The sequence below is a fragment of the Aquibaculum sediminis genome, from assembly GCF_040712085.1.
GTDB lineage: Bacteria > Pseudomonadota > Alphaproteobacteria > Kiloniellales > DSM-21159 > Aquibaculum > Aquibaculum sediminis.
Genome location: NZ_JBFCVK010000004.1, coordinates 148,486 through 170,465 on the forward strand (window position 1 = coordinate 148,486; position 21,980 = coordinate 170,465).

The window sequence follows — 21,980 nt, forward strand, 5'->3', positions numbered from 1 at the left end:
CCCGTCAGCCGCCGAGATAGACGCGCCGCACCACGTCGCTTGAAAGCATCTCGTCTCCGGTTCCGCTCAAGACCACCCGGCCGCTTTCCAGGAGGTAACCCCGGTCGGACAGGCCGAAGGAGAGCTGGACGTTCTGCTCGTTGAAGACGACCGAGATGCCTTCGGCGTGGATCTTGCGGATGATGTCGAGGATCTGATGCACGATGCGCGGGGCCAGGCCCAGGAACGGCTCGTCCATCAGCAGCAGGCGCGGCTTGGACATGAGGCTGCGCGCGATCGCCACCATCTGCTGTTCACCGCCGGACATGCGGCCCGCTTCCTGGCCGCGCCGTTCGGCGATGATGGGAAAAAGGCTCTCCACCCATTCGAGCCGACGCTTGACCTCCGCCTTGTCACGGCAGCTGTAGGCGCCCAGCAGGACGTTCTCCTGTACGCTCATCGCGCCGAAGAGGCGACGCCGCTCCAGCACCATGGAAATGCCCAGATCCACCTTGCCATGGGTGGGCACCCGCCGCAGGTCATGCCCCTCGAAGGTGATTCGCCCGCGCTTGGCCGCCGTCAGGCCCATGATCGCCTTAAGCACGGTGCTCTTGCCCGAACCATTGGGGCCGAGCACGGCAACCACCTCGCCGGATCCGACGGTCAGGCCGACGTCCCAGAGCACCTGGAAGTCGCCGTAGAAAACATCCAGCCCCTCGATCTCAAGCATGGGCGGCCTCGCCGAGGTAGAGCTCCACCACGTCGGGGTGCTCGGCAATCTCTGCCGGGGTGCCCTCGGCGATCTTCTCGCCGCGATTCATGAAGATGGCGCGATGGGCCAGTTCGCTAATCACACGCATGTTGTGTTCGATGATGATCAGGGTCAGCCCCTCCCCGTGCAGGCGCTGCACCAGCGCCACCAGATCGGGAATGCTCTTCTGATCCACGCCGCCGGTCACCTCGTCCATCAGCAGGAGACGCGGCCGGGTGGCCATGGCGCGGGCGAGTTCCAGGCGCTTGCGCTGACCCGTGCTGAGTTGCTTGGCCGGCGCCTCGGCCTTCGCGCCCAGCCCGACCATCTCGACGTAGGTCAGGGCCTCCTTGCGGGTTTCCGCCAGGCTGGTGTGGTGGACCATGGAGCCCACCATCACGTTCTCGACCACGGAGAGCTCGTGGAAGGGCTGGGTGATCTGGAAGGTGCGCGCCACCCCCGCCCGGCACCGCCCATCGGGTTTCATGCGGGTGATGTCGCGACCCTCGAACAGAATCCGCCCGCTGGTGGGAATGAGCGCGCCGGCGATCATGTTGAAGGTGGTGGTCTTGCCGGCCCCGTTGGGGCCCATGAGAGCCAGGATCTCGCCCTTGCCCAGCTCCAGGCTGAGATCCTTCACCGCGACCAGACCTCCGAAGATCATGGAGGCCTGCTCCACCTGCAGAAGCGGTTGCTGACTGCGAGAAGACATGCACATTCCTGCCGCTGTCCGGCTCCGGCGGTGCGCCGGAGCCGGATCGATTACAGTTCTCGGCCTCAGTTCTGCGGCTGGAACTCGGAGGTCGCCGTGGTTTCGGGCCAGATGGCGAAGCTGGAGCCATCCTGGATCTGCGCCATCGGCACCGGGAGATACTCGGCCCCGACCTTCGGGGTGTGGATCTCGGTGTCGTAGACGTAGCGGGCGATCACGCAGCTATAGTCGGTATCGGCGAAAACAGCGGAGAGTGCCTCCGGCTCAACCGTGCCCGCGCGCTCGATGTTGTCGAGCAGCATGCCCATCTGGCAGTAGCCCTGAGCATGGTCACCGCCGGCCGCCACGCCGATGCTCTCGTTCATGTAATCCGAGAACTCCTTGTGTTCCTCGTTGTTCACCGGATCGAACATCAGCGGCGTCCAGAGCAGACCTTCCGCCGCTTCGCCGGCGCCCTCGAGGAACTCGGAGCGGATCGGGTAGTAGACGGCGAGGTGCAGCGCTTCCAGGCCCTGCTCCTCGATCTGCTTCACCAGGGCGATGCCCGAGTTGACCGAGGTGAAGATGGAAACCACCACGTCCGGCTCATCGTTACGCAGCTTGGAGAGCTGCGGATAGAAATCGGCATGGCCCAGCGCCACGGTCTCCATCTGGGTGGTCCAGCCTTGCTCTTCGAAGAGCGGGGCGGTGTATTCGTAGTTGGAGATGCCGTAGTCGGTATCCTCGACGATGAAGGCCACCGACTTGTCGCCGGCGTCGAGATCGCCCGACTCCATTAGCCAGCTCACCGTGCCGTGCAGCGTGTCGGCATAGGCATCGCTGTTGAAGCTGGATTTCCAGAAGTTGGCGAAGCGCTCGGGATCGGTCTTGATCTTGTTGGCGATTTCGATCGAGACCGGCTGGCCGCTCATCATGAACTTGTTGAAGCTGGGTGCCACTTCCATGAGCGCCAGCGTGACGGAGCTGGCGATGGTGTCACCCACCAGGAGATCGACCTGGTCGCGGGTCAGGAGTTTCTGGGCCGCACTGACGCCGACCTCGGGGCGCGAGGCGCTGTCCTCGAAGATCAACTCCACCCGAACCTGCTCGCCATCGATGTTCAGGCCGCCTTCCTCGTTTACCTCCTGCGCCACCAGTTCGTAGGCCTGACGCATGGAGATGCCGGAGTTGGCAGCCGGTCCGGTCAGCGGCCCGACCACGCCGATCTTGATGGTATCGGCAGCGGCCACACCGCTGGCAAGCATGGCACCGGCGGCCAGAAGGCCTGCGCTGCCGCTGAGTAGACGGGTTCGACGAAGCATTTTTTTCTCCCTGTGGTGATTATCCGGATAGGCCCGAGGCCGAGTCTTCCGGAAGTAGGTTCACCAACGGCGGTGTCCTACGAGAAAAGCGAATCCATGAGCCGAGGGCATTGAAGGCCCGGGCAAGTCATGTTTCAAATAGATTATCGCTATCTGGAATATAATTAATTGCTATGATGAAACCGAATGCATCGGACAGCGACGCTCTCGCCCATCCGCCGCGCAAGGGAAACCACCTGCCCTATGCCGATGCCGAACGCACCCGCTCGCTCATGGATGAGGCGGAGGCCTTTCCGCTCGAGGCCACGGCACGCAATCTTAACTGGAACCTGCTGCGCACCTTTATCGTGATTGCCCAGGAACGCAGCCTGACTCGTGCCGCCAACCGACTCCTGGTCAGTCAGCCCAGCATCTCGAACAGCCTGCGCCGCCTCGAGGAGCAGTTGGGTATGACGCTGCTGAAACGGGGCGGATCCAACTTCGAACTCACCCCGGCCGGGTTGCTGCTTTTCGAGGAGAGTCTGGAGATCTACGGGCACGTCTCGCGCCTCTCTTCCAAGATCGCCGACCTCAGCGGGGCGGTGCAGGGCACGGTGCGGCTCACCATGGCCAGCACCATGCCGGACCACCTGCTGAACGACCTGCTCTATCACTTCCACCGTGATTATCCGGATGTGCGGATCCAGACCACTGTGACCAGCAGCGTCAACGCGGAGCGCAGCGTGCTCAACAAGACCAGTTCGCTGGGCCTGGTCTACATGGATCGCTTTCGCCCCGATCTGCACTACGAACCGGTCTATCGCGTACGCTTCGGCCATTTCTGTGGCGGCCGCCACCCGCTTTACGGGCGCCGGGATCTGAGCCTCGACGACCTTCAGGGCCTGGACTGCGTCTCCATGCAAACCAACCGTCTGGCAGAGAGCAGTTGGCCGACGCAGTTGTCCCAGTTGCGCCAGCGCCTGCAGCTGCGCGTGGTGGCACAGTCGTTCAATGTCTCGGAGGTCAAGCGCATGGTCGGCGCCGGCATCGGCATCGCCATGTTCCCGCTGCATTCAGTTGCCGAGGAAGCGGCCGACGGTCGGCTCTGGCGATTGCCGCCGTACGATGAGCTGCCGGAAGCCCCGATCCACTTGGTAATCAACCCGCGCTGCCGCCACACCTCGGCCGAACAGCTCTTCATCGACGCCCTGCGTCAGCGCATTGCGGGCTTCACCCCCAGCGAGACGGTCCTACCGCTGGACGCTCCAGGGGCCTGGTACGGGCTGGTCTCAACCGAGCCTGGATAGGGCAAGCGCGCTACAGGCCGGCGACGATACTGACGTGGGCGACGCAGGCGCCGTCACGTTTGGCCTTCGCAGCCTGGTACTCGGGTGATCGGTAACAGGCGCGGGCGCTTTCCAGGTCGGGGAACTCGATCACCACCTGGCGCTCGTAGGCCGTGCCCTCGAAGGTCTCGCTCTCGCCGCCGCGCGCAAGGAAGCGGGCGCCATGCCTGGAGAAGGCTGCAGGTGCCAGCTCGGTATAGCCGCGATAGCGCTCGGGGTCGGTCACCTTGACGTGGGCAATCCAGTAGGCGGGCATGGCCTATCTCTCCTCTTCCGCGTCGCTTTCCGCCTGCAGGAGGCGCCGGGCAATGGTCGCGGCCTCGGTCAAGTGTTCTTCGACCGACTGCGCCGCTGCTTCCGGATCATTGTCGAGGATCGCCTGACAGATCTGGGCCATGCGCGCATGGCCCGAGACATGGCGGTCCTTGGTCGCGAGCGTCAGCCCGCGCAGGCGGCTGATCCGGCTGTTGAGGCGCTGAACGATCTCCCAGGCGATGTCGTGTCCAGCTGAGCGGAAGATCACCTCGTAGAAACGCGTCGTGGCATCGAACAGGCCGATCGTGTGGCCCGCGGCAAAAGCCTTCTCCAGGGCCTTGAGCGCCTGCTGGAGCTCTGTCTTGGTTGCCGCGTCGGCCCCCTCGGCGCAGGCTGCGGCCGCATCACGCTCGAGCTGCAGACGAATCCGGTAGATCTGGCGCGCCTGCTCCCAGCTGAGCGACGCAACGGTCGGTCCCTTGTTGTGCTGGGACTCCACCAGGCCTTCCGCTTCCAGGTAACGGATCACCTCGCGGACCACCGAGCGACTCACGCCGAGCTGATCGCAGAGCGAGCGCTCGACCAGTCGCTCTCCCGATTTGAAGTATCCCGCAATGATGGCACCGCGCATGCGCTCAAGCGCCATTTCGCGCAGCGTTTGCGGAGGACGGTCGATCCGCAGATTGGAGGCGGCCTGGGTCATGTCGGCATCCTAGTCGCGGGCATCACAAGGGGCAATGGTCTATTGACATTCCGTCAGACGGTATACCAACATACCACAAGCACAAGACTGAAAGGGCCTCGTCATGCCAGCCGTCATTCGCAAGACCCTGCTGCACGTTGAAAAGACCTTCATCGAAGGCGGCAAAGCCGCCCCGCAACCGCTGCGCCTCATCGCAGCTGCGGCGGTGGTCCAGAACCCCTGGGCGGGTCGCGGTTTCGTAGAGGACCTGCGGCCCGAGATTCACGACGTGGCCCCGGGACTTGGCGAACTGCTGACTGAAATGATCATCACCGAAGCCGGCTCGGGCGAAGCGGTGGAGGGTTACGGCAAGTCAGGTGTCGTGGGACTGAACGGCGAGGTCGAGCATGCCTCCGGCCTGATCCACACCCTGCGCTTCGGCAACCATTACCGCGAGGCGGTCGCCGCCAAGTCCTACCTGTCCTTCTGCAACACCCGCGGCGGCGCCAATGCCCCGGTGATGATCCCCCTGATGGACAAGAACGACGCGGGGCGGCGTTCGCACTACCTGACCATCCATTTCGCCATCCCCGATGCCCCGGCGCCCGACGAGATTTTGGTGGCGCTGGGCGCCTCCATCGGCGGCCGCCCGCACCATCGCATCGGCGACCGCTATCAGGATCTGAAGGAACTCGGCCATGACGTCTCGAACCCTGCCGCTGTCTGAGGCAGGTGGACAGGCGGCCTTCCTGGAGGTCGGTCAGGGCGAGCCCCTGGTTCTGGTGCACGGCGTCGGCCTCTGCGCCCAGGCCTGGGGACCCCAGATCGAAGCGCTCTCCGGCAGCTGGCGCGTTCTGGCCATCGACATGCCTGGCCACGGGGGCAGCAGCCCCTTACCGCAGGACTCCCGGCTGCCGGACTTTGTCGCCTGGCTCATAGAAGTGCTGCAGGGCCTGGACTGCGGGCCGGTGAATCTGGCCGGCCACTCCATGGGTGCCCTGATCGCCGCCGGAGTCGCCATCGAGCGTCCGGATCTGGTGAGGCGCCTGGCCGTCCTGAACGCCGTCTACCGCCGCTCGCCCGAAGCACGCGCCTCGGTGCTGGCGCGGGCGCAGCAACTGACTGTGGGCAAGATGGACAGCGAGGCGCCGCTCAGCCGCTGGTTCACCGAACGCCCCGCCGAGCAGAAGGCACGCGCGTCCGTAGCCGGCTGGCTGCAGGATGTGGACCCGCAAGGCTATGCCACGGCCTATCGCGCCTTTGCCGAGGGTGATGCCGTCTACGCCGATCGCTGGGAGCAGATCCGCTGCCCCACCCTGGCGCTGACCGGTGCGGAGGATCCGAACTCGACTCCGGCCATGGCCGAAGTCATGGCGACGGCGGCCCCTGACGGCGAGGTCCTGGTCATCCCCGGCGAGCGCCACATGGTCAACCTGACGGCACCCGAGGTCGTCAACGAGGCCCTGCGCGGCTGGCTGACGCGCATTCCACAAGCAGAGGAGGCCAGGGTATGAGCGGGCAGGACTATCGCCAGCTTCGCGACGCCTTCGGTGCCTTCATGACCGGGGTCACGGTCGTCACGACCCTGGACAGCGACGGCGCCCCCATTGGCTTCACGGCCAACTCCTTTTCCTCCGTGTCGCTCGACCCACCGCTGCTGCTCGTGTCCCTGGCCAAGACCTCCCGGAACTTCCAGCACTTCGCAGCGGCCGAAAGCTTCGCGGTCAACATTCTGGCCGAACACCAGAAGTCGATTTCCAACACCTTCGGCCGACCGGTGGCCGACCGCTTCAGCGGCCTGGATTGGCGCACGGAAAGCAGCGGCGCGCCCATCCTGCCGGAGGTCTCGGCCTGGTTCGACTGCCGGATGGAACGCTTCGTCGACGCCGGCGATCACGCCATCATGCTGGATCGCATCGAGGCCTTCGATGCAAACAACGAGCCAGGCCTGGGCTACTACCGCGGCACCTACTTCACCCCGGCCAAGAGCGGCGTTGCCGCGGCGGGCGGTCCGGCGGTCCTGGTCAGCGCCATTCTGGAGCAGGACGGGCGAGTGCTGCTGGTCGAACGAAGCGACGGGGCGCTGTCCCTACCGGAAGCCCGCGCAGCCCGCAGCGGCACCAGCACCGCCCTTGGCGAGTTGATCGCCGCCAGCGGACTCGAGGCCTCACCCGGCTTTATTTACGCCGTCTACGAAGACCCGGACGAGGGCAAGCAGCACATCTCCTTCCTCTGCCCCAGTTCCAACGGGCAGCCCAAGCAAGGGCACTTCCACGTACTCACCCCCGACACCCTGCACCGGGTGGCCGACGAGGCCCTGCGCACCATGTTGACCCGCTTCGCCGACGAAAGCCGGCTGGGCAACTTCGGGGTCTATTTCGGCAACCAGAGATCCGGCCAGGTCCGTCGCGTGGCACAAGGGTAGGTCCGCCATGAAGATTTCGCTTTTCGTTCACATGGAACGCTTGACCCCAGGTCAGAGCCAGCGACAGCTCTACGAGGAGTTGCTCCAGCTCTGCGCGATGGCCGACGAGGGCGGCATGCACGCCATCTGGACCGGCGAGCATCATGGGATGAACTTCACCATCGCGCCCAACCCCTTCATCAACCTGGTGGACATTGCCCGGCGCACGCGCAACGTCCGCCTGGGTACCGGCACGGTCATCGCCCCCTTCTGGCACCCCATCCGCCTGGCGGGCGAGGCAGCGATGACCGACATCGTCACCGACGGCCGGCTTGAATTGGGGATCGCGCGCGGGGCCTACAGCTACGAGTACGAGCGTCTCTGCCCGGGACTGGACGCCTGGACGGCCGGGCAGAAGCTGCGCGAGCTCATCCCCGCGATCCAAGGCCTCTGGGCCGGAGACTATGCGCACGCAGGCGAGCACTGGCAGTTCCCGGCCACCACCTCCGCGCCGCTGCCCATGCAGCAGCCGCATCCACCGATCTGGGTCGCTGCCCGCGATCCCAGCAGCCACGCCTTCGCAGTGGCCCACGGCTGCAACGTCCAGGTGACGCCGCTGTTTCAGGGCGATGAGGAGGTGGAGAGCCTGATGCAGCGCTTCAACACCGCCTGCGCCGAGCACCCGGCCGTTCCCCGGCCGAAGATCATGGTGCTGCGCCACACCTACGTCGCCGACAGCGAAGCGGACGCGCAGCAGGGCGCCGACGAGATCAATCGCTTCTACAACTACTTCGGCGCCTGGTTCAAAAACGAGCGCCCGGTGTCCCAGGGGCTGGTCGCCCCACTGAGCGAGGAAGAGATCGCCGCCCATCCCTTCTTGTCCCCGGAGACAATGCGCCGAAACAACATCATCGGCGAAGCGGGAGAGGTGGTGGAGCGTCTCAAGCACTACGAGGCACTGGGCTACGACGAGTTCGCCTTCTGGATCGACAGCGGCATGACCTACGAGCGCAAGCGCGCATCGCTTGAACGCTTCCTGCACGACGTCATGCCCCACTTCGCTTGAGGCCGACCATGGAACGCTTCTCCCTCTACATTGACGGCTGTTTCGAAGCGGGATCGGGCGAGTTCTCGTCGCTCGACCCGGCCACGGAACAGCCCTGGGCCATCATGCCCGAAGCCAAGGCCGAGGATGTCGACCGCGCGGTCAAAGCCGCCCAGCGCGCCTTGGGCGATCCGGCTTGGCGCGACTTGACCGCAAGCCAGCGCGGCAAGCTGCTCTATCGCCTGGCGGAACGGGTGGAGCAGGCGGCGCCGCGCCTGGCGGAGCTCGAGACCCGCGATACTGGCAAGATCATCCGCGAAACGCGCGCACAGATCGCCTATGTGGCCGAGTACTATCGCTACTACGCCGGCTTGGCCGACAAGATCGAGGGCGCGCACCTGCCCATCGACAAGCCCGACATGGAAGTCTGGCTGCGACGCGAGCCCCTGGGGGTCGTGGCGGCCGTGGTGCCCTGGAACAGCCAACTGTTTCTTTCCGCGGTCAAGCTGGGCCCTGCCCTGGCGGCCGGCTGCACGGTGGTGCTCAAGGCCTCCGAGGACGGCCCGGCGCCACTGCTGGAGTTTGCCCGCCTCGTCCACGAAGTCGGTTTTCCGCCCGGCGTGGTCAACATCATCACCGGTTTCGGAACCGAGTGCGGTGCCGTGCTGACCAGCCACCCTCTCGTCGACCATGTTGCCTTCACCGGCGGGCCAGAGACCGCCCGCGCGGTGGTGCGCGGCTCGGCGGAGAACCTGGCCAGCACTTCGCTGGAATTGGGCGGCAAGTCGCCCTTCATCGTCTTTGACGACGCCGACCTCGACAGCGCTGCCAATGCGCAGGTCGCCGGCATCTTCGCTGCCAGCGGCCAGAGCTGCGTCGCCGGTTCACGCCTGCTGGTGCAGAACAGCGTCAAGGAGGCCCTGCTCGACCGACTGCGGCGCAAGGCGGAGGCCATCCGAATCGACCGGCCCGACGATCCCGCGACCGAGATGGGGCCACTGTGCACCGCGCGCCAGCGCGACACCATCGAGGCCGTCGTGGCGGAGTCGCTTGAGGCCGGAGTGGAGCGCATCACCGGCGGGGAACGCCTCGGCGAGACCGGCTACTACTATCGCCCGACAATACTCGATTGCAGCCGCGCGCAGAGCGCCGCCTGCATTGAGCGCGAGCTTTTCGGACCGGTGCTCTCGGTGCTCGGTTTCGAGGATGAGGCGGAAGCTGTGGCCCTGGCCAACGGCACGCCCTACGGCCTTGCCGCCGGGCTTTTCACCCGCGATCTGACCCGCGCGCACCGGATGATCCGGGCCCTGCGCGCCGGCGTGGTCTGGGTCAACGGCTATCGCGCCGTGTCCCCCATCGCCCCCTTCGGCGGATCGGGCCTCTCGGGCCACGGCCGGGAAGGCGGGCTGGCTGCAGCCCTCGACTACACCCGCATCAAAACGGTATGGCTTCGTACCAGCGATGCGCCCATACCCGACCCCTTCGTCATGGGTTGATTGCCACCAACATCGCACATCAGGGAGAGTGGAAATGAAGTCTCGCATCTTTGCATTGGCCGCCGCTGGGCTGCTGGCCAGCCAGGCCGCCGCCGCCGAGGACATGGTCTTCACCAGCTGGGGCGGCACCACCCAGGACGCACAGGCCGAGGCCTGGGCCGAGCCTTTCACCGCGGAAAGCGGCATCAACATCATACAGGACGGGCCGACCGACTACGGCAAGCTGAAGGCCATGGTCGAGGCCGGAAACGTGGCCTGGGACGTGGTCGACGTGGAGTTCGACTATGCGCTGCAGGCCAGCAACCAGGGCCTGCTCGAGCCGCTTGATTTCGACGTGATCGACCGTGAGTCCCTGGACCCGCGCTTCACCTCCGACTACGCGGTGGGCAGCTTCTACTATTCCTTCGTGCTGGGCTACAATCCGGCCCACTTCTCCGGTGATGCGCCGGAAAGCCTTTCCGATCTCTTCGATCTGGAAGCCTTTCCGGGCAAGCGCACCTTCTACAAGTGGTCGGCACCCGGCGTGATCGAAGCAGCACTCCTGGCCGACGGCGTTCCGGCCGATGAGCTTTATCCGCTCGACCTCGACCGGGCCTTTGCCAAGCTCGACACGATCAAATCCGAGATCATCTGGTGGGCCGGCGGCGCCCAGTCGCAGCAGCTTCTGGCCTCCGGCGAGGCGCCCATCGGCTTCTTCTGGAACGGCCGGCTGACCGCGCTCCAGGACGACGGCATGGATGTCGGCATCTCCTGGGACCACAACATCACCGCCGCCGACGCCCTGGTGGTGCCCAAGGGTGCGCCCAACAAGGAAGCCGCCATGGCCTACATCGCTCACGCGACTTCCGCCGAGGCCCAGGCCGAGTTTGCCCGTCTCTCCAGCTACGCGCCGATCAACATGGGCTCGCCGGAGCTGATGGACAGCGAGATTCGCGCCACCCTCCCCGACGCCCAGACCGCCGTGCAGGTGAATGCCGACATGGCCTACTGGGCCGAACACCGCGATGAGATCGGCAATCGCTGGTACGCTTGGCAGGCCGAATAATAGCACCAGCCTCCGGGTCCCGTCCCTCCCGGTTGGGGGCGGGACCCGTCTTGCGAAGGGTCCTCCATGAGTTCGACGTTCGCCCTCGCCCGGCCCCGCATGCGCAAAGGCACCGGCATGATCCTGCCGGCGCTGGTGCTGCTGCTTGCCTTCTTCGTCGTGCCGGTCGCGCTGCTGCTCAGCCGCTCGGTCACCGAGCCGGAGCTGGGGTTGCAGAACTATCGCGAACTTCTGGCCAGTGGCACCTACGCCAAGATCTTCTTCAACACCTTCCTGGTTGCCGGGCTGGTCACGCTGATCACGGCGCTGCTCGCCTTCCCGGTGGCCTGGGCGCTGGTCATCATGCCGCGCCCCTTGGCCGGACTGCTGTTCTCCGTCGTATTGCTGTCCATGTGGACCAATCTGCTGGCGCGCACCTACGCCTGGATGGTGCTGCTGCAGCAGACCGGGCTCATCAACCGAACGCTGATGCAACTTGGCCTGACCAGTGAGCCGATCCCCCTGGTCAACAACCTCACCGGCGTCACCATCGGCATGGTCTACATCATGCTGCCCTTCATGGTGCTGCCCATCTACGGCGTCATCCGCAAGATCGATCCGGCCATCCTGCAGGCCGCCGCGCTCTGCGGCGCCACCCGTTTGCAGGCACTCGGGAGGGTGTTGCTGCCGCTCGCCGTGCCGGGCATCGCGTCGGGCGCGCTCATGGTCTTCGTCATGTCGCTCGGCTACTTCGTGACACCGGCGCTGCTGGGCGGCACGGCCAACATGATGCTGGCCGAGATGATCGCTCAGCAGGTCCAGTCCCTGGTCAACTGGGGCATGGGCGGGGCCGCGGCCTTCATCCTCCTCGTGGTCACGCTCAGCCTCTATGCGCTGCAGCTGCGGCTGATCGGCGAGCCAAAGGGAACGGCCTGATGCTCCTCACCTTCAGCAAGCTGGGCGCCTGGCGCTGGGGTCTGGGGCTGATCTGCGCCCTGGTGGCGCTCTTCCTGCTGCTGCCCATCGTCTTCATCGTCGCGCTGTCATTCGGCGACTCCCGTTGGCTGATCTTCCCGCCGCCGGGCTGGACGCTGCGCTGGTACGAAGAACTCTTCGCCGACTCGCGCTGGATCGAGTCCGCACTCACCTCGGCCAAGATCGGGCTGATCGTGACCGTCATTTCGGTGGCGCTGGGCCTGCTGGCGTCCATCGGCCTGGTGCGCGGGCGCTTCAAGGGCAAGGCGGTGCTGCGCACCTTCTTCCTCACGCCCATGGTGCTGCCGGTGGTTATCCTGGCGGTGGCGCTCTATGCGCTCTTCCTGCGCATCGGGCTGAGCGGCACCCTGGCCGGCTTCGTCATCGCCCATGTGGTCATCGCCCTGCCCTTCTCGATCATCGCCATCTCCGGCGCGCTGGAGACCTTCGATCCGGCAATCGAGGATGCGGCGGTGGTCTGTGGCGCCTCGCCCTGGGAGGCGCGCCTGCGCGTCACCCTGCCGGCCATCAGCCACGGACTCTTCTCGGCCGCGATCTTCTCCTTTCTCATCTCCTGGGACGAGGTGGTGATCGCGATCTTCATGGCCAGCCCCACCCTGCAGACCCTGCCGGTGCGCATCTGGGGCACGCTGCGCCAGGACCTGACCCCGGTGATCGCGGCCGCCTCCACCCTGCTCGTGGCGCTGACGATCCTGCTGATGCTGGCCGCCGCCCTTCTGCGCAAAGGAAAGAAAGCATGACGGCTCCCTACCTTCATTTTCAGGCGATTCGCAAAGTCTACGGCGGCGACGTCGTGGCGGCCGACCGGGTCGACCTGGAGGTGCCGGAAGGCGAGTTCATGACCTTCCTCGGGCCGTCCGGTTCGGGCAAGAGCACGACGCTCTACATCCTGGCCGGCTTCCAGGAGCCCACCTCCGGCGACATCCTGCTGGGTGGGCGCTCGATCCTCCCCGTGCCCTCGCACAAGCGCAACATCGGCATGGTGTTCCAGCGCTACACGCTCTTTCCGCATCTCAGCGTGCGCGAGAACGTCGCCTTTCCGCTTCGCGTGCGCCGCCTGCGGCAGGCGGAGATCACCCAGAAGGTGGGCCGCGCCCTGGAGCTGGTGCGCCTCGAGGATTTCCAGGACCGCATGCCGGCGCAGCTCTCCGGCGGGCAGCAGCAGCGCGTGGCTCTGGCGCGCGCTCTGGTCTACGACCCGCCGGTGCTGCTGATGGACGAGCCGCTCTCCGCCCTGGACAAGAAGCTGCGCGAGGAGATCCAGCTCGAGATCCGGCGCATCCACCAGGAAACCGGCGTGACGATCCTCTATGTCACCCACGATCAGGAGGAGGCGCTGCGCCTGTCCGATCGCATCGCCGTCTTCAACGCCGGGCGGATCGAGCAGGTGGGAAGCGGCCAGCACCTCTACGACCAGCCGGCCACCCGCTTCGTCGCCGACTTCATCGGGGACAGCGCCTTTCTCAGCGCTGAGATCGAGTCCGTCCAGGGCGGGCAGGCCGCAATGCGCTTTCCCGACGGCACCCGCCTGGGGGCGGTGCCCCTGCACGGTGCCGGCGCCCCGGGCCAGAAGGCGGAACTCCTGCTCAGGCCGGAGCGCATCGGTCTCAGCGAAACCGGCGCCGGCGAGACCTCGGCCCTGGCCGTCACGATCACCGACGTCACCTTCCTTGGCAGCAGCACCGACGTCCGCGCGGAGACCGCCTGGGGTGAAGGCCTCTTTGTGCGCCTGCCTTTTTCCGATCCCCTGTCCCAGCGCGTGAGCCGCGGGCAGCGCCTCTGGGTTTCCTGGGAAGCCGACGGAGCGCATCTCTTCGCCGCTTGACTTGGTCCGCGAGATCACCGGCGACAATCAAGGGATGCATTCTGCTTGACTCAACCCCCATGTCGTGAGACAGTGGGGCCATGCTTATGCACCACTTCATTATAGGCAGCAGACGCTAACCAGCCTCTCCGGGCCGGTGGCGTGTGTGTTGGCGTTCGGAGGTCCGACGCCGACGAGAGCCTTGATGAAGACCTGCCGAGCCGGACGGCTCGAGGCAAGCAATGGTGATCTGTGCATGAGCGAATCCGACCAGACTGAACAATCTCCCGTCCACGCCCGCTTCGCGGCGATCCAGCGTATCAAGGCGGACTTGGCGCTTTGGCGCGACGAAGGTGCCGGCCTTGCCAACTCCTCCAAGCGGGAAGCGGCCCTCTCCGCATTCCGGCTGCAGTCCCGGCGCCATCTGCCGAGCCATCTCGAGCCCCTGGTCGAGAAGCCCGAATTGACGCCCGAGGAACGCTTGGCCATCCTGATGGAACTGGCCCACGCGCCCTTGGACCTGCGCGGCACCTGGGCCGCACTGCACGCGGAGGACGATTGCGAGATCATGCCTCTGTGCCTTCAGGCCTGCACTGAAGAACTGGCCCGAGACAGGGAGCTGGAAGAAAAGGAAGGGGAGGGAGAGGAGTGCTTCCTGTCCCGCTACCGCCCTCAGTCCGCCGTGCAGTACAGCTTTGGCCGGCTCGACGCCGAGGACTCGGAAGCACTTGCCGCCACGCTGACCCACGCGGTGCGAATCGCGCGCCAGGGACCGGACACGGCAGCGCGCTTCGAACCGCAGTCTTTGCGCATCCTCACCGCGATCGGCGACGGTGACAGCTCCGAGGGCCGGCGCATCGTTAGGACTTATGCGGGGCTGGCCGAGCCCTTGCCGCTGCGCGGGTCGGAAGTGGTGGAGAACCACGGTTCCGCCGGCGCGGCCTTGCGGCTCGAGTTTCCCTGGCTGGAGACGGCAGTGTCCCGCGTGGTCGACGAACTGGCGCTCATGTCCCATACGGGCCAACCTTGGTTCCGCCTGCAGCCACTGCTGCTGGTTGGCCCGCCCGGCTCCGGCAAGACGCGCTTTGCCCAGCGGCTGGCGCAGCTTGCGCAGGTGGGCTTCGCCGGCATCTCGGTCGCCGGGTCCATGGACAACCGCAGCCTTGCGGGCACGGCCCGCGGCTGGGCAAGCGCCCAGCCGGCCCTGCCTCTGTTGACCATGCTGCAGAGCAACTGCGCCAACCCGCTGTGTCTCGTGGACGAGGTGGAGAAGGGGGCCGTGAACTCGCACAGCGGCAGCGTGGTCAATGCCCTTCACACCTTCCTGGAACCGCAGTCAGCCGCCAGCTTCCCCGATGAATGCCTGCTGGCCGCTTGCGACCTCTCGCAGGTGAACTGGATCCTCACGGCCAACAGCCTGAAGGGCCTGCCCGATTCGCTGCTGTCTCGCCTGTCTGTCGTTCAGGTTGCGGCACCGGGCCCGGCCGATTTCGACGCGCTCTACCACAGCATCCTGCGCGACCTGGCAAGCGAGTTGCGCAGCAGCCCGGCCGAGTTGCCGGACATTCTCCCCGCCGCGCGGGAGAGCCTTCGGGCCGGCTTCGCCGCCCACGGCGATGTCCGGCGCCTCAAGCGCGCGATGCGGGGCGCAATTTCGTCCGTGGCCGACATCGCACCGCGCGCCCTGCACTGTCGTTGCGGCCGAGCAGCGCCGGCTTGATTTCTCGGGGCGGGGCGCTGAAGTCTCATGGTTCCAGGCACCACGAGGTGCCGATGGACCGGAGGACAAGGTCGTGCCGTTTCGGCTGCTCTGGCTGCTGTTCGGGCTCGCCGCCACAGCCACGGGACTGGTGGGCGCGGTGCTGCCGCTGCTGCCCACCACGCCCTTCCTGCTGCTGGCCGCCTACGCCTTCGCGCGCAGCTCGCCGCGGCTGCACGCCTGGCTGCTGGACCATCCGCGCTTCGGCCCACTGATCTGTAACTGGCAGCAACACGGCGGCATCGACCGCCGCAGCAAACGGATTGCCGTGGGCGTTATGGCGGCAACCTTCGCGCTTTCCTGGGTGCTGGGGGTCTCCAGCACGGTGCTGATCATCCAGGCGGTGGTCCTGAGCTGCGCCGCACTCTTCGTGCTGACCCGTCCCGATGGTTATGGTTGACCAGATCGTTGTACAACGCACTTCTTGCTCGACACGAAGGGCACCAAGGGCTTCACGAAGTTCACCAGGTGATATTTCCCCTGCTTGGGGCTGGTTGAATCAAGGATTCCTTCCTGCACTTCGTGCAACCCTTGGTGCCCTTCGTGTCCAATCACGGTTTCAACACACCATCCGCTTCATGCCCTGCTTCACCAGCGGGACATTGAAATTGATCAGGAATCCGAGCCGCAGGCCCGATAGCCGCAGGCCCGATAGCCGCAGGCCCGATAGCCGCAGGCCCGATAGCCGCAGGTAAGTCAGCAACTGCGCCTCGTGCAGCGCTCCCAGCGCCTCTACGGCCTTGATTTCCACGATCACGGCGTCGTTCACCAGCAGATCAAGGCGGTATCCGGCCTCGATTTCGACCTCCGCGTAGCGCAACGGCAGAATGCGCTGCCGTGCCACGGCGCACCCGCGCCGCTCCAGTTCCCAGGCCAGGCAAGCCTCATAGGCCGATTCCAGCAAACCCGGTCCCAGCGCCCGATGCACGGCAAGCGCCGCATCGACAACCGTTCGCCCCGCAGCCTCCGCGCGCTCAGGCACGCGTTCAAAGCCCTGATTCAAGCCCCCTGTCACCCATACGCCCTCCCGATGCGGGCCTGTTCAGCTCGACACGAAGGGCACGAAGAATTGCACGAAGTGCACAAGACTATTCCTCGTGAGCTTTGTGCAATCCTTCGTGTCCTTCGTGTCATACCAAATGCATGGCGCCAAATTATGCTATTTTAAGTGATTTGAAAAGCATCAGAACTCGGCACAACCTTGCACAGGCTATGGCGGTAGGTTGGGAAGATGGAATTGTGGCGCGGGATGCTGGCTGGGGCGCCAGGATTCGAACCTGGGATCGCGAGACCAAAACCCGCTGCCTTACCACTTGGCTACGCCCCATTTCGGCCGCTCTCGGCCGTGCGCGGCGCAGCTTAGCGTCGGGGACCGGGCTGCGCAACGGCTTGCATGGCCGCCGAATTGCAGCCCCTTTGCGGGCATTTGGCGCGCACAGGGGCGGACTTTCCGCCCCCGGTTGTCTGGAGCGGCCAAAAGGGCTTTAATCCACGCAAAAGCGGCGGAGCCGGGAAGGAAGGACTGTCCCGGCCGTGGGTCGGGCTTAGGGCGTGCAGACGCCCAGGTGCCACGCGGCCGCCGGTGCCAACCAGTCAACAGAGGGAGCGTCTTCGGTTATGTCGCAGTCTTCGATCATCCCCGTTCGTCCGGAAATTGCTGAGAAGGCCTGGATCGACGAGGCCGGCTACCACAAGCTCTACCAGCAATCCGTTGCGGATCCCGAGGGCTTCTGGGCCGAGCAGGGCAAGCGCATCCACTGGTTCAAGCCCTACAGCCAGGTCAAGGACGTCTCCTACGCCCCGGAAGATGTCCACATCCGCTGGTTCCACGACGGCACGACGAATGCGTCCTACAACTGCATCGACCGCCATCTGGCGACCAAGAAGGACGACACGGCCATCATCTGGGAGGGCGACGACCCCTCCGAGCACAAGCACATCTCCTACGGCGAGTTGCACGAGGAAGTCTGCCGCCTGGCCAACGCCATGAAGGCCAACGGCGTCAAGAAGGGCGACCGCGTCACCATCTACCTGCCGATGATTCCGGAAGCGGCCTATGCCATGCTGGCCTGCGCGCGCATCGGCGCCATCCATTCCGTGGTCTTCGGCGGCTTCTCTCCCGATGCGCTGGCCGGCCGCATCCAGGACTGTGAGAGTGCCTTCGTCGTTACCGCCGACGAGGGCGTGCGTGGCGGCCGCAAGATTCCGCTCAAGGCCAACACCGACAAGGCCTTGGCCTCCTGTCCCAACGTGCAGAAGGTGCTGGTGGTCCGCCGCACCGGCGGGCGCATCGAATGGAACGAGGGGCGTGACCTCTGGTACCATGAGGAGTGCGCCAAGGTCTCCGACGATTGCCCGGCCGAGGAGATGAATGCGGAAGACCCGCTGTTCATCCTCTACACCTCCGGCTCGACCGGAAAGCCGAAGGGAGTGCTGCACACCACCGGCGGCTATCTGGTCTACACCGCCATGACGCATCAGTATGTCTTCGACTATCACGACGGCGAGATCTACTGGTGCACCGCGGATGTGGGTTGGGTCACGGGTCACAGCTATATCGTCTACGGACCGCTGGCCAACGGCGCGACGACGCTGATGTTCGAGGGCGTGCCAAACTATCCCGACGCCTCGCGCTTCTGGCAGGTCTGCGACAAGCACAAGGTCAGCATCTTCTACACCGCGCCGACCGCGATCCGTGCGCTCATGCGCGAAGGCGAAGCGCCGGTGAAGCGCACGAAGCGCGACTCCTTACGCATCCTCGGCACGGTGGGCGAGCCGATCAATCCCGAGGCCTGGCTCTGGTACCACCGGGTCGTGGGCGAGGAGCGCTGCCCCATCGTCGATACCTGGTGGCAGACCGAGACCGGCGGCATCCTGATCAGCCCGTTGCCGGGCGCCATTGCCACCAAGCCCGGCTCCGCCACCCTGCCTTTCTTCGGGGTGAAGCCGGTGATTGTCGATGCCGAGGGCAAGCACCTGGAAGGCGCCTGCGAAGGCAACCTCTGCATCGCCGACTCCTGGCCGGGGCAGATGCGCACGGTCTACGGCGACCACGAGCGCTTCGTGCAGACCTATTTCTCCGCCTACCCCGGACGCTACTTCAGCGGCGACGGCTGCCGCCGGGACGAGGACGGCTACTACTGGATCACCGGCCGCGTGGACGACGTGATCAACGTCTCCGGTCACCGCATGGGCACTGCCGAGGTGGAATCAGCCCTGGTGGCACATGCTAAAGTGGCCGAGGCCGCAGTGGTGGGCTACCCTCACGACATCAAGGGCCAGGGCATCTACGCCTATGTCACCCTGGTGGCTGGCGAGGAGCCGAGCGAAGACCTGCGCAAGGAACTGGTGGCCTGGGTGCGCAAGGAGATCGGGCCCATCGCTTCACCCGACCTGATCCAATGGGCACCGGGCCTGCCCAAAACCCGTTCGGGCAAGATCATGCGCCGTATTTTGCGCAAGATTGCCGAGAACGATTACGGAAACCTCGGCGACACCTCGACTCTCGCCGATCCCGGTGTGGTCGATGACCTGGTCGGCAACCGCATGAACCGGAGCTGATCGGGCGGCCGCATTCGGAGAGGCCGGGATATGCCTATGCCCGGTCCTCCATCCCCTGCTTCCCATTTGAGGAGCGGCCATGCCCTACCGCAGTGAACGCATCGAGTTTCCGGGAAGCCAGGGCCACAACCTGGCTGCCCGCCTGGATTGGCCCGCCGGCCGGATCCGCGCCTTTGCACTGTTTGCGCACTGCTTCACCTGCGGCAAGGACCTCAAGGGCCCACGGGCCCTGGCCCGGAGTCTGGCCGCCCGCGGCATCGCCGTGCTGCGCTTCGACTTCACCGGCCTGGGCCACAGCGAGGGCGAGTTCGCCAACACGCACTTCACCTCCAATGTGGAGGATCTCGTCGCGGCCGCCGACTATCTGCGCCAGGAGCACAGTGCGCCGGGCCTGCTGATCGGCCACAGTTTCGGTGGCGCCGCCGTGCTGGCAGCAGCAGGGCAGATCCCGGAAGCGAAAGCAATCGCCACCCTGGGCGCACCGGCCGAGCCGGCCGCCATCACCCGGCACTTCACCTCGGCAATCGGTGACATCAAGAGCCAGGGCGAGGCGGAGGTGGAACTGGCCGGCCGGGCTTTTCGCATACGCGACAGCTTCCTTCACGATGTCGAGAACCACCGCCTGGAAGAGGCCATCGCTAACCTGGACCGCGCCCTGTTGGTGCTGCACGCCCCACGTGACGAGATTGTCAGCATCGAAAACGCCAGCCGGATTTTCCTGGCGGCCAAGCACCCCAAGTCCTTCGTCTCCCTGGACGACGCCGACCACCTTCTCAGCCGCAGCAGGGACGCCACCTATGCCGCAGAGGTGGTCGCGGCCTGGGCCAGCCGCTACTTGCCGGAAAGCGACCAGACGCAGAAAAACGGCTCCCAGGGCGTCACCGTACGCGAAAGCGGCCGCGGCGCGCTGGAGCAGGATATCGAGGCCGGCCAGCATCGGCTCATCGCGGACGAGCCACCTGAGGCGGGCGGAGGCGATGCCGGGCCGGACCCCTACGCCTATCTGCTGGCGGCGCTGGGCGCCTGCACCACCATGACCCTGCGCCTCTATTCCGATCACAAAAAATGGCCGCTCGAGCAGGCCAGTGTCCGCCTGAACCACCGCAAGGTTCACGCCAAGGATTGCGAGGACTGCGAAACGCGCGACGGCAAGATCGACTGGATCGAGCGGAGTCTTGTTCTCAAGGGCTCACGCCTGAGCAGCGATCAACGCAGGCGCCTGGTCGAGATCGCCGAGCGCTGCCCGGTGCACCGCACGCTGCATTCCGAGGTGCGGGTGGACACCAAGTTGATAGACCATTCCGAGGAGGAAGAGTCATCCTGAGCGCGTCGACGTCAGGCTCTCCTGCTCCTCCTCTTCAGCGAACTCGAGGTCGCGCCCGCGCACCGCTTCACGAACATCGGTGAGCACCGGCGGCGACTCCTCGATCTCGCCGTGGGCCTGGCCCAAGCCAAAGTCGTTGAAGCGCCGGGCCTGAGGCAACACCGTCCCCTCCAGCGTGCCCACCAGATCGTTGTGCCGCTTGACCGTCGTTTCCAGCGCCTTCGTGAGCGAAGAGAGACGGTCGCCCAGACGCACCAGGCGCTTGTAGAGCTCTTCGCCCAGGGTCATGACCTGCTGCGCATCCTGGGAGACCCGCTCCTGCCGCCAGCCATAGGCAATGGCCTTGGCCAGGGCCAGAAAGGTGGTGGGGGTCGCGATGATCACGTGCTGCGAATAGGCTTCCTCGAAGAGGTTGGGATCGCGCTCGATCGCCGCCGCATAAAGGTTGTCGCCGGGCACGAACATAACGACGAAGTCCGGCGTGTCCTCCAGCGCATCCCAGTAGCGCTTGTCGCCGAGCTGGCGCGCATGAGTGCGCAACTGCCGGGCGTGCTCGCGCAGCAGGCGCTCGCGCTCCCCGTCGTCGACGGCCTCGATAGCTTCCAGGTAGGCTGACATGGAGGTTTTGGCGTCGACGACGATACGCCGGCCGCCCGGCAGGCGCAGCACCACGTCGGGCCTGAGCGGCCCGTCCGAAGTGGCAACGTGGTGCTCGGTGGTGAAGTCGACGTACTCCATCATGCCGGCCATCTCGAGCACCGTGCGCAGCTGCTGCTCGCCCCAGCGCCCTCGGGTCTTCGGCGCGGCCCGCAGCGCGTTTACCAGCGTCCCCGTGGTGTGCTGCAGCTTGGCGTGGGATTCGGCGACCTGGCGCAGCTGCTCCCCGATGCGTCCCTCGTCACGCTTGCGCGCCTGTTCGGAGGCGGCCAGCTTCTCCTGATAGGCCTTGAGGGCCTCGCCCACCGGCTTGACCAGGGACTCCAGACCGCTGCGGCTTTCCTTTTGCTGCGCCTCGAAGACCTCGCGCGCGCGCTTGAGGAAGGCGTCGGAGGTGTCCTTCAGCAGGCTCTGGGACAGCAGCTTCAGATCCTTTTCGATCTGTCCCCGGACCGAAGACAGTTCCTGGAGCTTCTGCTCGTGCGCCTGGCGCTCCTTCTCCAGCGTCACCCCCAGGCGCTCATTGTCGCGCAAGGCGTTGTTGCGCTCTTCACGCAAAGCGTCGCGCTCCTCCTCTGCCCGGGCGAGCCGCGTTGCCGGTTCGCGCAAGGCAAAAGCCTCCTCCCGGTAGGGGGCCAGTTCCTCGATCTGCTGGCGCAGCAATTCCTCACGGGCCTGCGCGCCCTTGCGCAACAGGACGTGGGTCAAAAAAGCGCCGAGCAGAGCGCCCGCAAGAACGGCCGCAACGACGGCGAGCAAAGTGGGGTCCATACCAAACTCCTGACCGCGGCATGAAACCCGGAAGGCGGGCGCACCTTGCTGCGCAGTTCCGGTACCGCTCTCCAGCCATAGACGATTCGCCGCGCCGACGCCATGTAACCCGCAAGCTTTCACAACTTTAGCAT

21 protein-coding genes and 1 tRNA gene are annotated in these 21,980 nt (G+C 65.7%); 14 read left to right on the plus strand and 8 right to left on the minus strand.

Going from position 1 to position 21,980, the window contains the following annotated elements:
* Nucleotides 1-4 precede the first annotated feature (4 nt).
* The 3 genes from ABZ720_RS07840 to ABZ720_RS07850 all read right to left on the minus strand — a co-directional run bounded on the left by ABZ720_RS07840 (nucleotide 5) and on the right by ABZ720_RS07850 (nucleotide 2,743).
* Nucleotides 5-709, minus strand: coding sequence for an ABC transporter ATP-binding protein (locus ABZ720_RS07840; protein ID WP_366554958.1), 705 nt, complete (start codon nucleotides 707-709; stop codon nucleotides 5-7).
* Nucleotides 702-1,442 carry an ABC transporter ATP-binding protein gene (locus ABZ720_RS07845; RefSeq protein WP_366554959.1) on the minus strand — a complete coding sequence of 247 codons (741 nt, stop codon included), beginning with the start codon at nucleotides 1,440-1,442 and terminating at the stop codon, nucleotides 702-704. The genes ABZ720_RS07840 and ABZ720_RS07845 overlap by 8 nt, the downstream gene beginning before the upstream one ends.
* A 65-nt stretch (nucleotides 1,443-1,507) precedes the next feature.
* The gene (locus ABZ720_RS07850; protein ID WP_366554960.1) at nucleotides 1,508-2,743 is read right to left on the minus strand and encodes an ABC transporter substrate-binding protein; all 1,236 of its coding nucleotides are present in this window, start codon (nucleotides 2,741-2,743) and stop codon (nucleotides 1,508-1,510) included.
* A gap of 173 nt (nucleotides 2,744-2,916) precedes the next feature.
* On the opposite strand from ABZ720_RS07850, the gene ABZ720_RS07855 reads away from it, so the two are divergent.
* Nucleotides 2,917-4,029, plus strand: coding sequence for a LysR family transcriptional regulator (locus tag ABZ720_RS07855; RefSeq protein ID WP_366554961.1), 1,113 nt, complete (start codon nucleotides 2,917-2,919; stop codon nucleotides 4,027-4,029).
* 10 nt (nucleotides 4,030-4,039) lie between these two features.
* On the opposite strand, the gene ABZ720_RS07860 is transcribed toward ABZ720_RS07855, so the two are convergent.
* Both ABZ720_RS07860 and ABZ720_RS07865 read right to left on the minus strand, forming a co-directional pair.
* On the minus strand, nucleotides 4,040-4,324 hold the full coding sequence (locus ABZ720_RS07860) for a DUF1330 domain-containing protein (RefSeq protein ID WP_366554962.1): 285 nt from the start codon (nucleotides 4,322-4,324) through the stop codon (nucleotides 4,040-4,042).
* Between the two features lie 3 nt (nucleotides 4,325-4,327).
* On the minus strand, nucleotides 4,328-5,026 hold the full coding sequence (locus ABZ720_RS07865) for a GntR family transcriptional regulator (protein WP_366554963.1): 699 nt from the start codon (nucleotides 5,024-5,026) through the stop codon (nucleotides 4,328-4,330).
* A 103-nt stretch (nucleotides 5,027-5,129) separates the two neighbouring features.
* Here ABZ720_RS07865 and ABZ720_RS07870 point away from each other — a divergent pair, with 103 nt between their 5' ends.
* The 11 genes from ABZ720_RS07870 to ABZ720_RS07920 all read left to right on the plus strand — a co-directional run bounded on the left by ABZ720_RS07870 (nucleotide 5,130) and on the right by ABZ720_RS07920 (nucleotide 15,933).
* The gene (locus ABZ720_RS07870) at nucleotides 5,130-5,732 is read left to right on the plus strand and encodes an amino acid synthesis family protein (RefSeq protein WP_366554964.1); all 603 of its coding nucleotides are present in this window, start codon (nucleotides 5,130-5,132) and stop codon (nucleotides 5,730-5,732) included.
* Nucleotides 5,704-6,519, plus strand: a complete 816-nt coding sequence (locus tag ABZ720_RS07875; protein ID WP_366554965.1) for an alpha/beta fold hydrolase — start codon at nucleotides 5,704-5,706, stop codon at nucleotides 6,517-6,519. The genes ABZ720_RS07870 and ABZ720_RS07875 overlap by 29 nt, the downstream gene beginning before the upstream one ends.
* The gene (locus tag ABZ720_RS07880; protein WP_366554966.1) at nucleotides 6,516-7,430 is read left to right on the plus strand and encodes a flavin reductase; all 915 of its coding nucleotides are present in this window, start codon (nucleotides 6,516-6,518) and stop codon (nucleotides 7,428-7,430) included. The genes ABZ720_RS07875 and ABZ720_RS07880 overlap by 4 nt, the downstream gene beginning before the upstream one ends.
* A 7-nt stretch (nucleotides 7,431-7,437) precedes the next feature.
* Nucleotides 7,438-8,475, plus strand: a complete 1,038-nt coding sequence (locus ABZ720_RS07885; protein WP_366554967.1) for an LLM class flavin-dependent oxidoreductase — start codon at nucleotides 7,438-7,440, stop codon at nucleotides 8,473-8,475.
* An 8-nt stretch (nucleotides 8,476-8,483) separates the two neighbouring features.
* Complete coding sequence (locus tag ABZ720_RS07890; protein ID WP_366554968.1) at nucleotides 8,484-9,950, plus strand: aldehyde dehydrogenase; 1,467 nt, start codon at nucleotides 8,484-8,486, stop codon at nucleotides 9,948-9,950.
* 34 nt (nucleotides 9,951-9,984) lie between these two features.
* Entirely contained in the window at nucleotides 9,985-10,995 is a 1,011-nt protein-coding gene (locus ABZ720_RS07895; RefSeq protein ID WP_366554969.1) for an ABC transporter substrate-binding protein, read from the plus strand.
* 66 nt (nucleotides 10,996-11,061) lie between these two features.
* Nucleotides 11,062-11,910, plus strand: a complete 849-nt coding sequence (locus ABZ720_RS07900) for an ABC transporter permease (RefSeq protein WP_366554970.1) — start codon at nucleotides 11,062-11,064, stop codon at nucleotides 11,908-11,910.
* Entirely contained in the window at nucleotides 11,910-12,710 is an 801-nt protein-coding gene (locus ABZ720_RS07905) for an ABC transporter permease (protein ID WP_366554971.1), read from the plus strand. The genes ABZ720_RS07900 and ABZ720_RS07905 overlap by 1 nt, the downstream gene beginning before the upstream one ends.
* Nucleotides 12,707-13,795, plus strand: a complete 1,089-nt coding sequence (locus ABZ720_RS07910) for an ABC transporter ATP-binding protein (protein ID WP_366554972.1) — start codon at nucleotides 12,707-12,709, stop codon at nucleotides 13,793-13,795. Before ABZ720_RS07905 ends, ABZ720_RS07910 begins: the two co-directional genes overlap by 4 nt.
* Before the next feature lie 235 nt (nucleotides 13,796-14,030).
* On the plus strand, nucleotides 14,031-15,494 hold the full coding sequence (locus ABZ720_RS07915; RefSeq protein WP_366554973.1) for an AAA family ATPase: 1,464 nt from the start codon (nucleotides 14,031-14,033) through the stop codon (nucleotides 15,492-15,494).
* Nucleotides 15,495-15,567: 73 nt separating this feature from the next.
* Entirely contained in the window at nucleotides 15,568-15,933 is a 366-nt protein-coding gene (locus ABZ720_RS07920; RefSeq protein WP_366554974.1) for a YbaN family protein, read from the plus strand.
* 159 nt (nucleotides 15,934-16,092) lie between these two features.
* On the opposite strand, the gene ABZ720_RS07925 is transcribed toward ABZ720_RS07920, so the two are convergent.
* The gene (locus tag ABZ720_RS07925) at nucleotides 16,093-16,548 is read right to left on the minus strand and encodes a GxxExxY protein (protein WP_366554975.1); all 456 of its coding nucleotides are present in this window, start codon (nucleotides 16,546-16,548) and stop codon (nucleotides 16,093-16,095) included.
* A gap of 238 nt (nucleotides 16,549-16,786) precedes the next feature.
* Nucleotides 16,787-16,860: transfer RNA gene (locus tag ABZ720_RS07930), tRNA-Gln, on the minus strand.
* Nucleotides 16,861-17,150: 290 nt separating this feature from the next.
* Here ABZ720_RS07930 and acs point away from each other — a divergent pair.
* Both acs and ABZ720_RS07940 read left to right on the plus strand, forming a co-directional pair.
* Complete coding sequence (gene acs, locus ABZ720_RS07935; protein WP_366554976.1) at nucleotides 17,151-19,094, plus strand: acetate--CoA ligase; 1,944 nt, start codon at nucleotides 17,151-17,153, stop codon at nucleotides 19,092-19,094.
* A 79-nt stretch (nucleotides 19,095-19,173) separates the two neighbouring features.
* Nucleotides 19,174-20,418, plus strand: a complete 1,245-nt coding sequence (locus tag ABZ720_RS07940) for a bifunctional alpha/beta hydrolase/OsmC family protein (protein WP_366554977.1) — start codon at nucleotides 19,174-19,176, stop codon at nucleotides 20,416-20,418.
* Here the strand turns inward: ABZ720_RS07940 and ABZ720_RS07945 are convergent.
* Nucleotides 20,410-21,846, minus strand: coding sequence for a DNA recombination protein RmuC (locus ABZ720_RS07945; protein ID WP_366554978.1), 1,437 nt, complete (start codon nucleotides 21,844-21,846; stop codon nucleotides 20,410-20,412). The two genes, ABZ720_RS07940 and ABZ720_RS07945, sit on opposite strands and share 9 nt — an antisense overlap.
* Nucleotides 21,847-21,980: the final 134 nt, after the last annotated feature.

Coding starts and splice junctions, on each gene's coding strand:
- ABZ720_RS07840 (WP_366554958.1), bottom strand. CDS start 709: ATGCTTGAGATCGAGGGGCTGGATGTTTTCTACGGCGACTTCCAGGTG.
- ABZ720_RS07845 (WP_366554959.1), bottom strand. CDS start 1,442: ATGTCTTCTCGCAGTCAGCAACCGCTTCTGCAGGTGGAGCAGGCCTCC.
- ABZ720_RS07850 (WP_366554960.1), bottom strand. CDS start 2,743: ATGCTTCGTCGAACCCGTCTACTCAGCGGCAGCGCAGGCCTTCTGGCC.
- ABZ720_RS07855 (WP_366554961.1), top strand. CDS start 2,917: ATGATGAAACCGAATGCATCGGACAGCGACGCTCTCGCCCATCCGCCG.
- ABZ720_RS07860 (WP_366554962.1), bottom strand. CDS start 4,324: ATGCCCGCCTACTGGATTGCCCACGTCAAGGTGACCGACCCCGAGCGC.
- ABZ720_RS07865 (WP_366554963.1), bottom strand. CDS start 5,026: ATGACCCAGGCCGCCTCCAATCTGCGGATCGACCGTCCTCCGCAAACG.
- ABZ720_RS07870 (WP_366554964.1), top strand. CDS start 5,130: ATGCCAGCCGTCATTCGCAAGACCCTGCTGCACGTTGAAAAGACCTTC.
- ABZ720_RS07875 (WP_366554965.1), top strand. CDS start 5,704: ATGACGTCTCGAACCCTGCCGCTGTCTGAGGCAGGTGGACAGGCGGCC.
- ABZ720_RS07880 (WP_366554966.1), top strand. CDS start 6,516: ATGAGCGGGCAGGACTATCGCCAGCTTCGCGACGCCTTCGGTGCCTTC.
- ABZ720_RS07885 (WP_366554967.1), top strand. CDS start 7,438: ATGAAGATTTCGCTTTTCGTTCACATGGAACGCTTGACCCCAGGTCAG.
- ABZ720_RS07890 (WP_366554968.1), top strand. CDS start 8,484: ATGGAACGCTTCTCCCTCTACATTGACGGCTGTTTCGAAGCGGGATCG.
- ABZ720_RS07895 (WP_366554969.1), top strand. CDS start 9,985: ATGAAGTCTCGCATCTTTGCATTGGCCGCCGCTGGGCTGCTGGCCAGC.
- ABZ720_RS07900 (WP_366554970.1), top strand. CDS start 11,062: ATGAGTTCGACGTTCGCCCTCGCCCGGCCCCGCATGCGCAAAGGCACC.
- ABZ720_RS07905 (WP_366554971.1), top strand. CDS start 11,910: ATGCTCCTCACCTTCAGCAAGCTGGGCGCCTGGCGCTGGGGTCTGGGG.
- ABZ720_RS07910 (WP_366554972.1), top strand. CDS start 12,707: ATGACGGCTCCCTACCTTCATTTTCAGGCGATTCGCAAAGTCTACGGC.
- ABZ720_RS07915 (WP_366554973.1), top strand. CDS start 14,031: ATGAGCGAATCCGACCAGACTGAACAATCTCCCGTCCACGCCCGCTTC.
- acs (WP_366554976.1), top strand. CDS start 17,151: ATGTCGCAGTCTTCGATCATCCCCGTTCGTCCGGAAATTGCTGAGAAG.
- ABZ720_RS07940 (WP_366554977.1), top strand. CDS start 19,174: ATGCCCTACCGCAGTGAACGCATCGAGTTTCCGGGAAGCCAGGGCCAC.
- ABZ720_RS07945 (WP_366554978.1), bottom strand. CDS start 21,846: ATGGACCCCACTTTGCTCGCCGTCGTTGCGGCCGTTCTTGCGGGCGCT.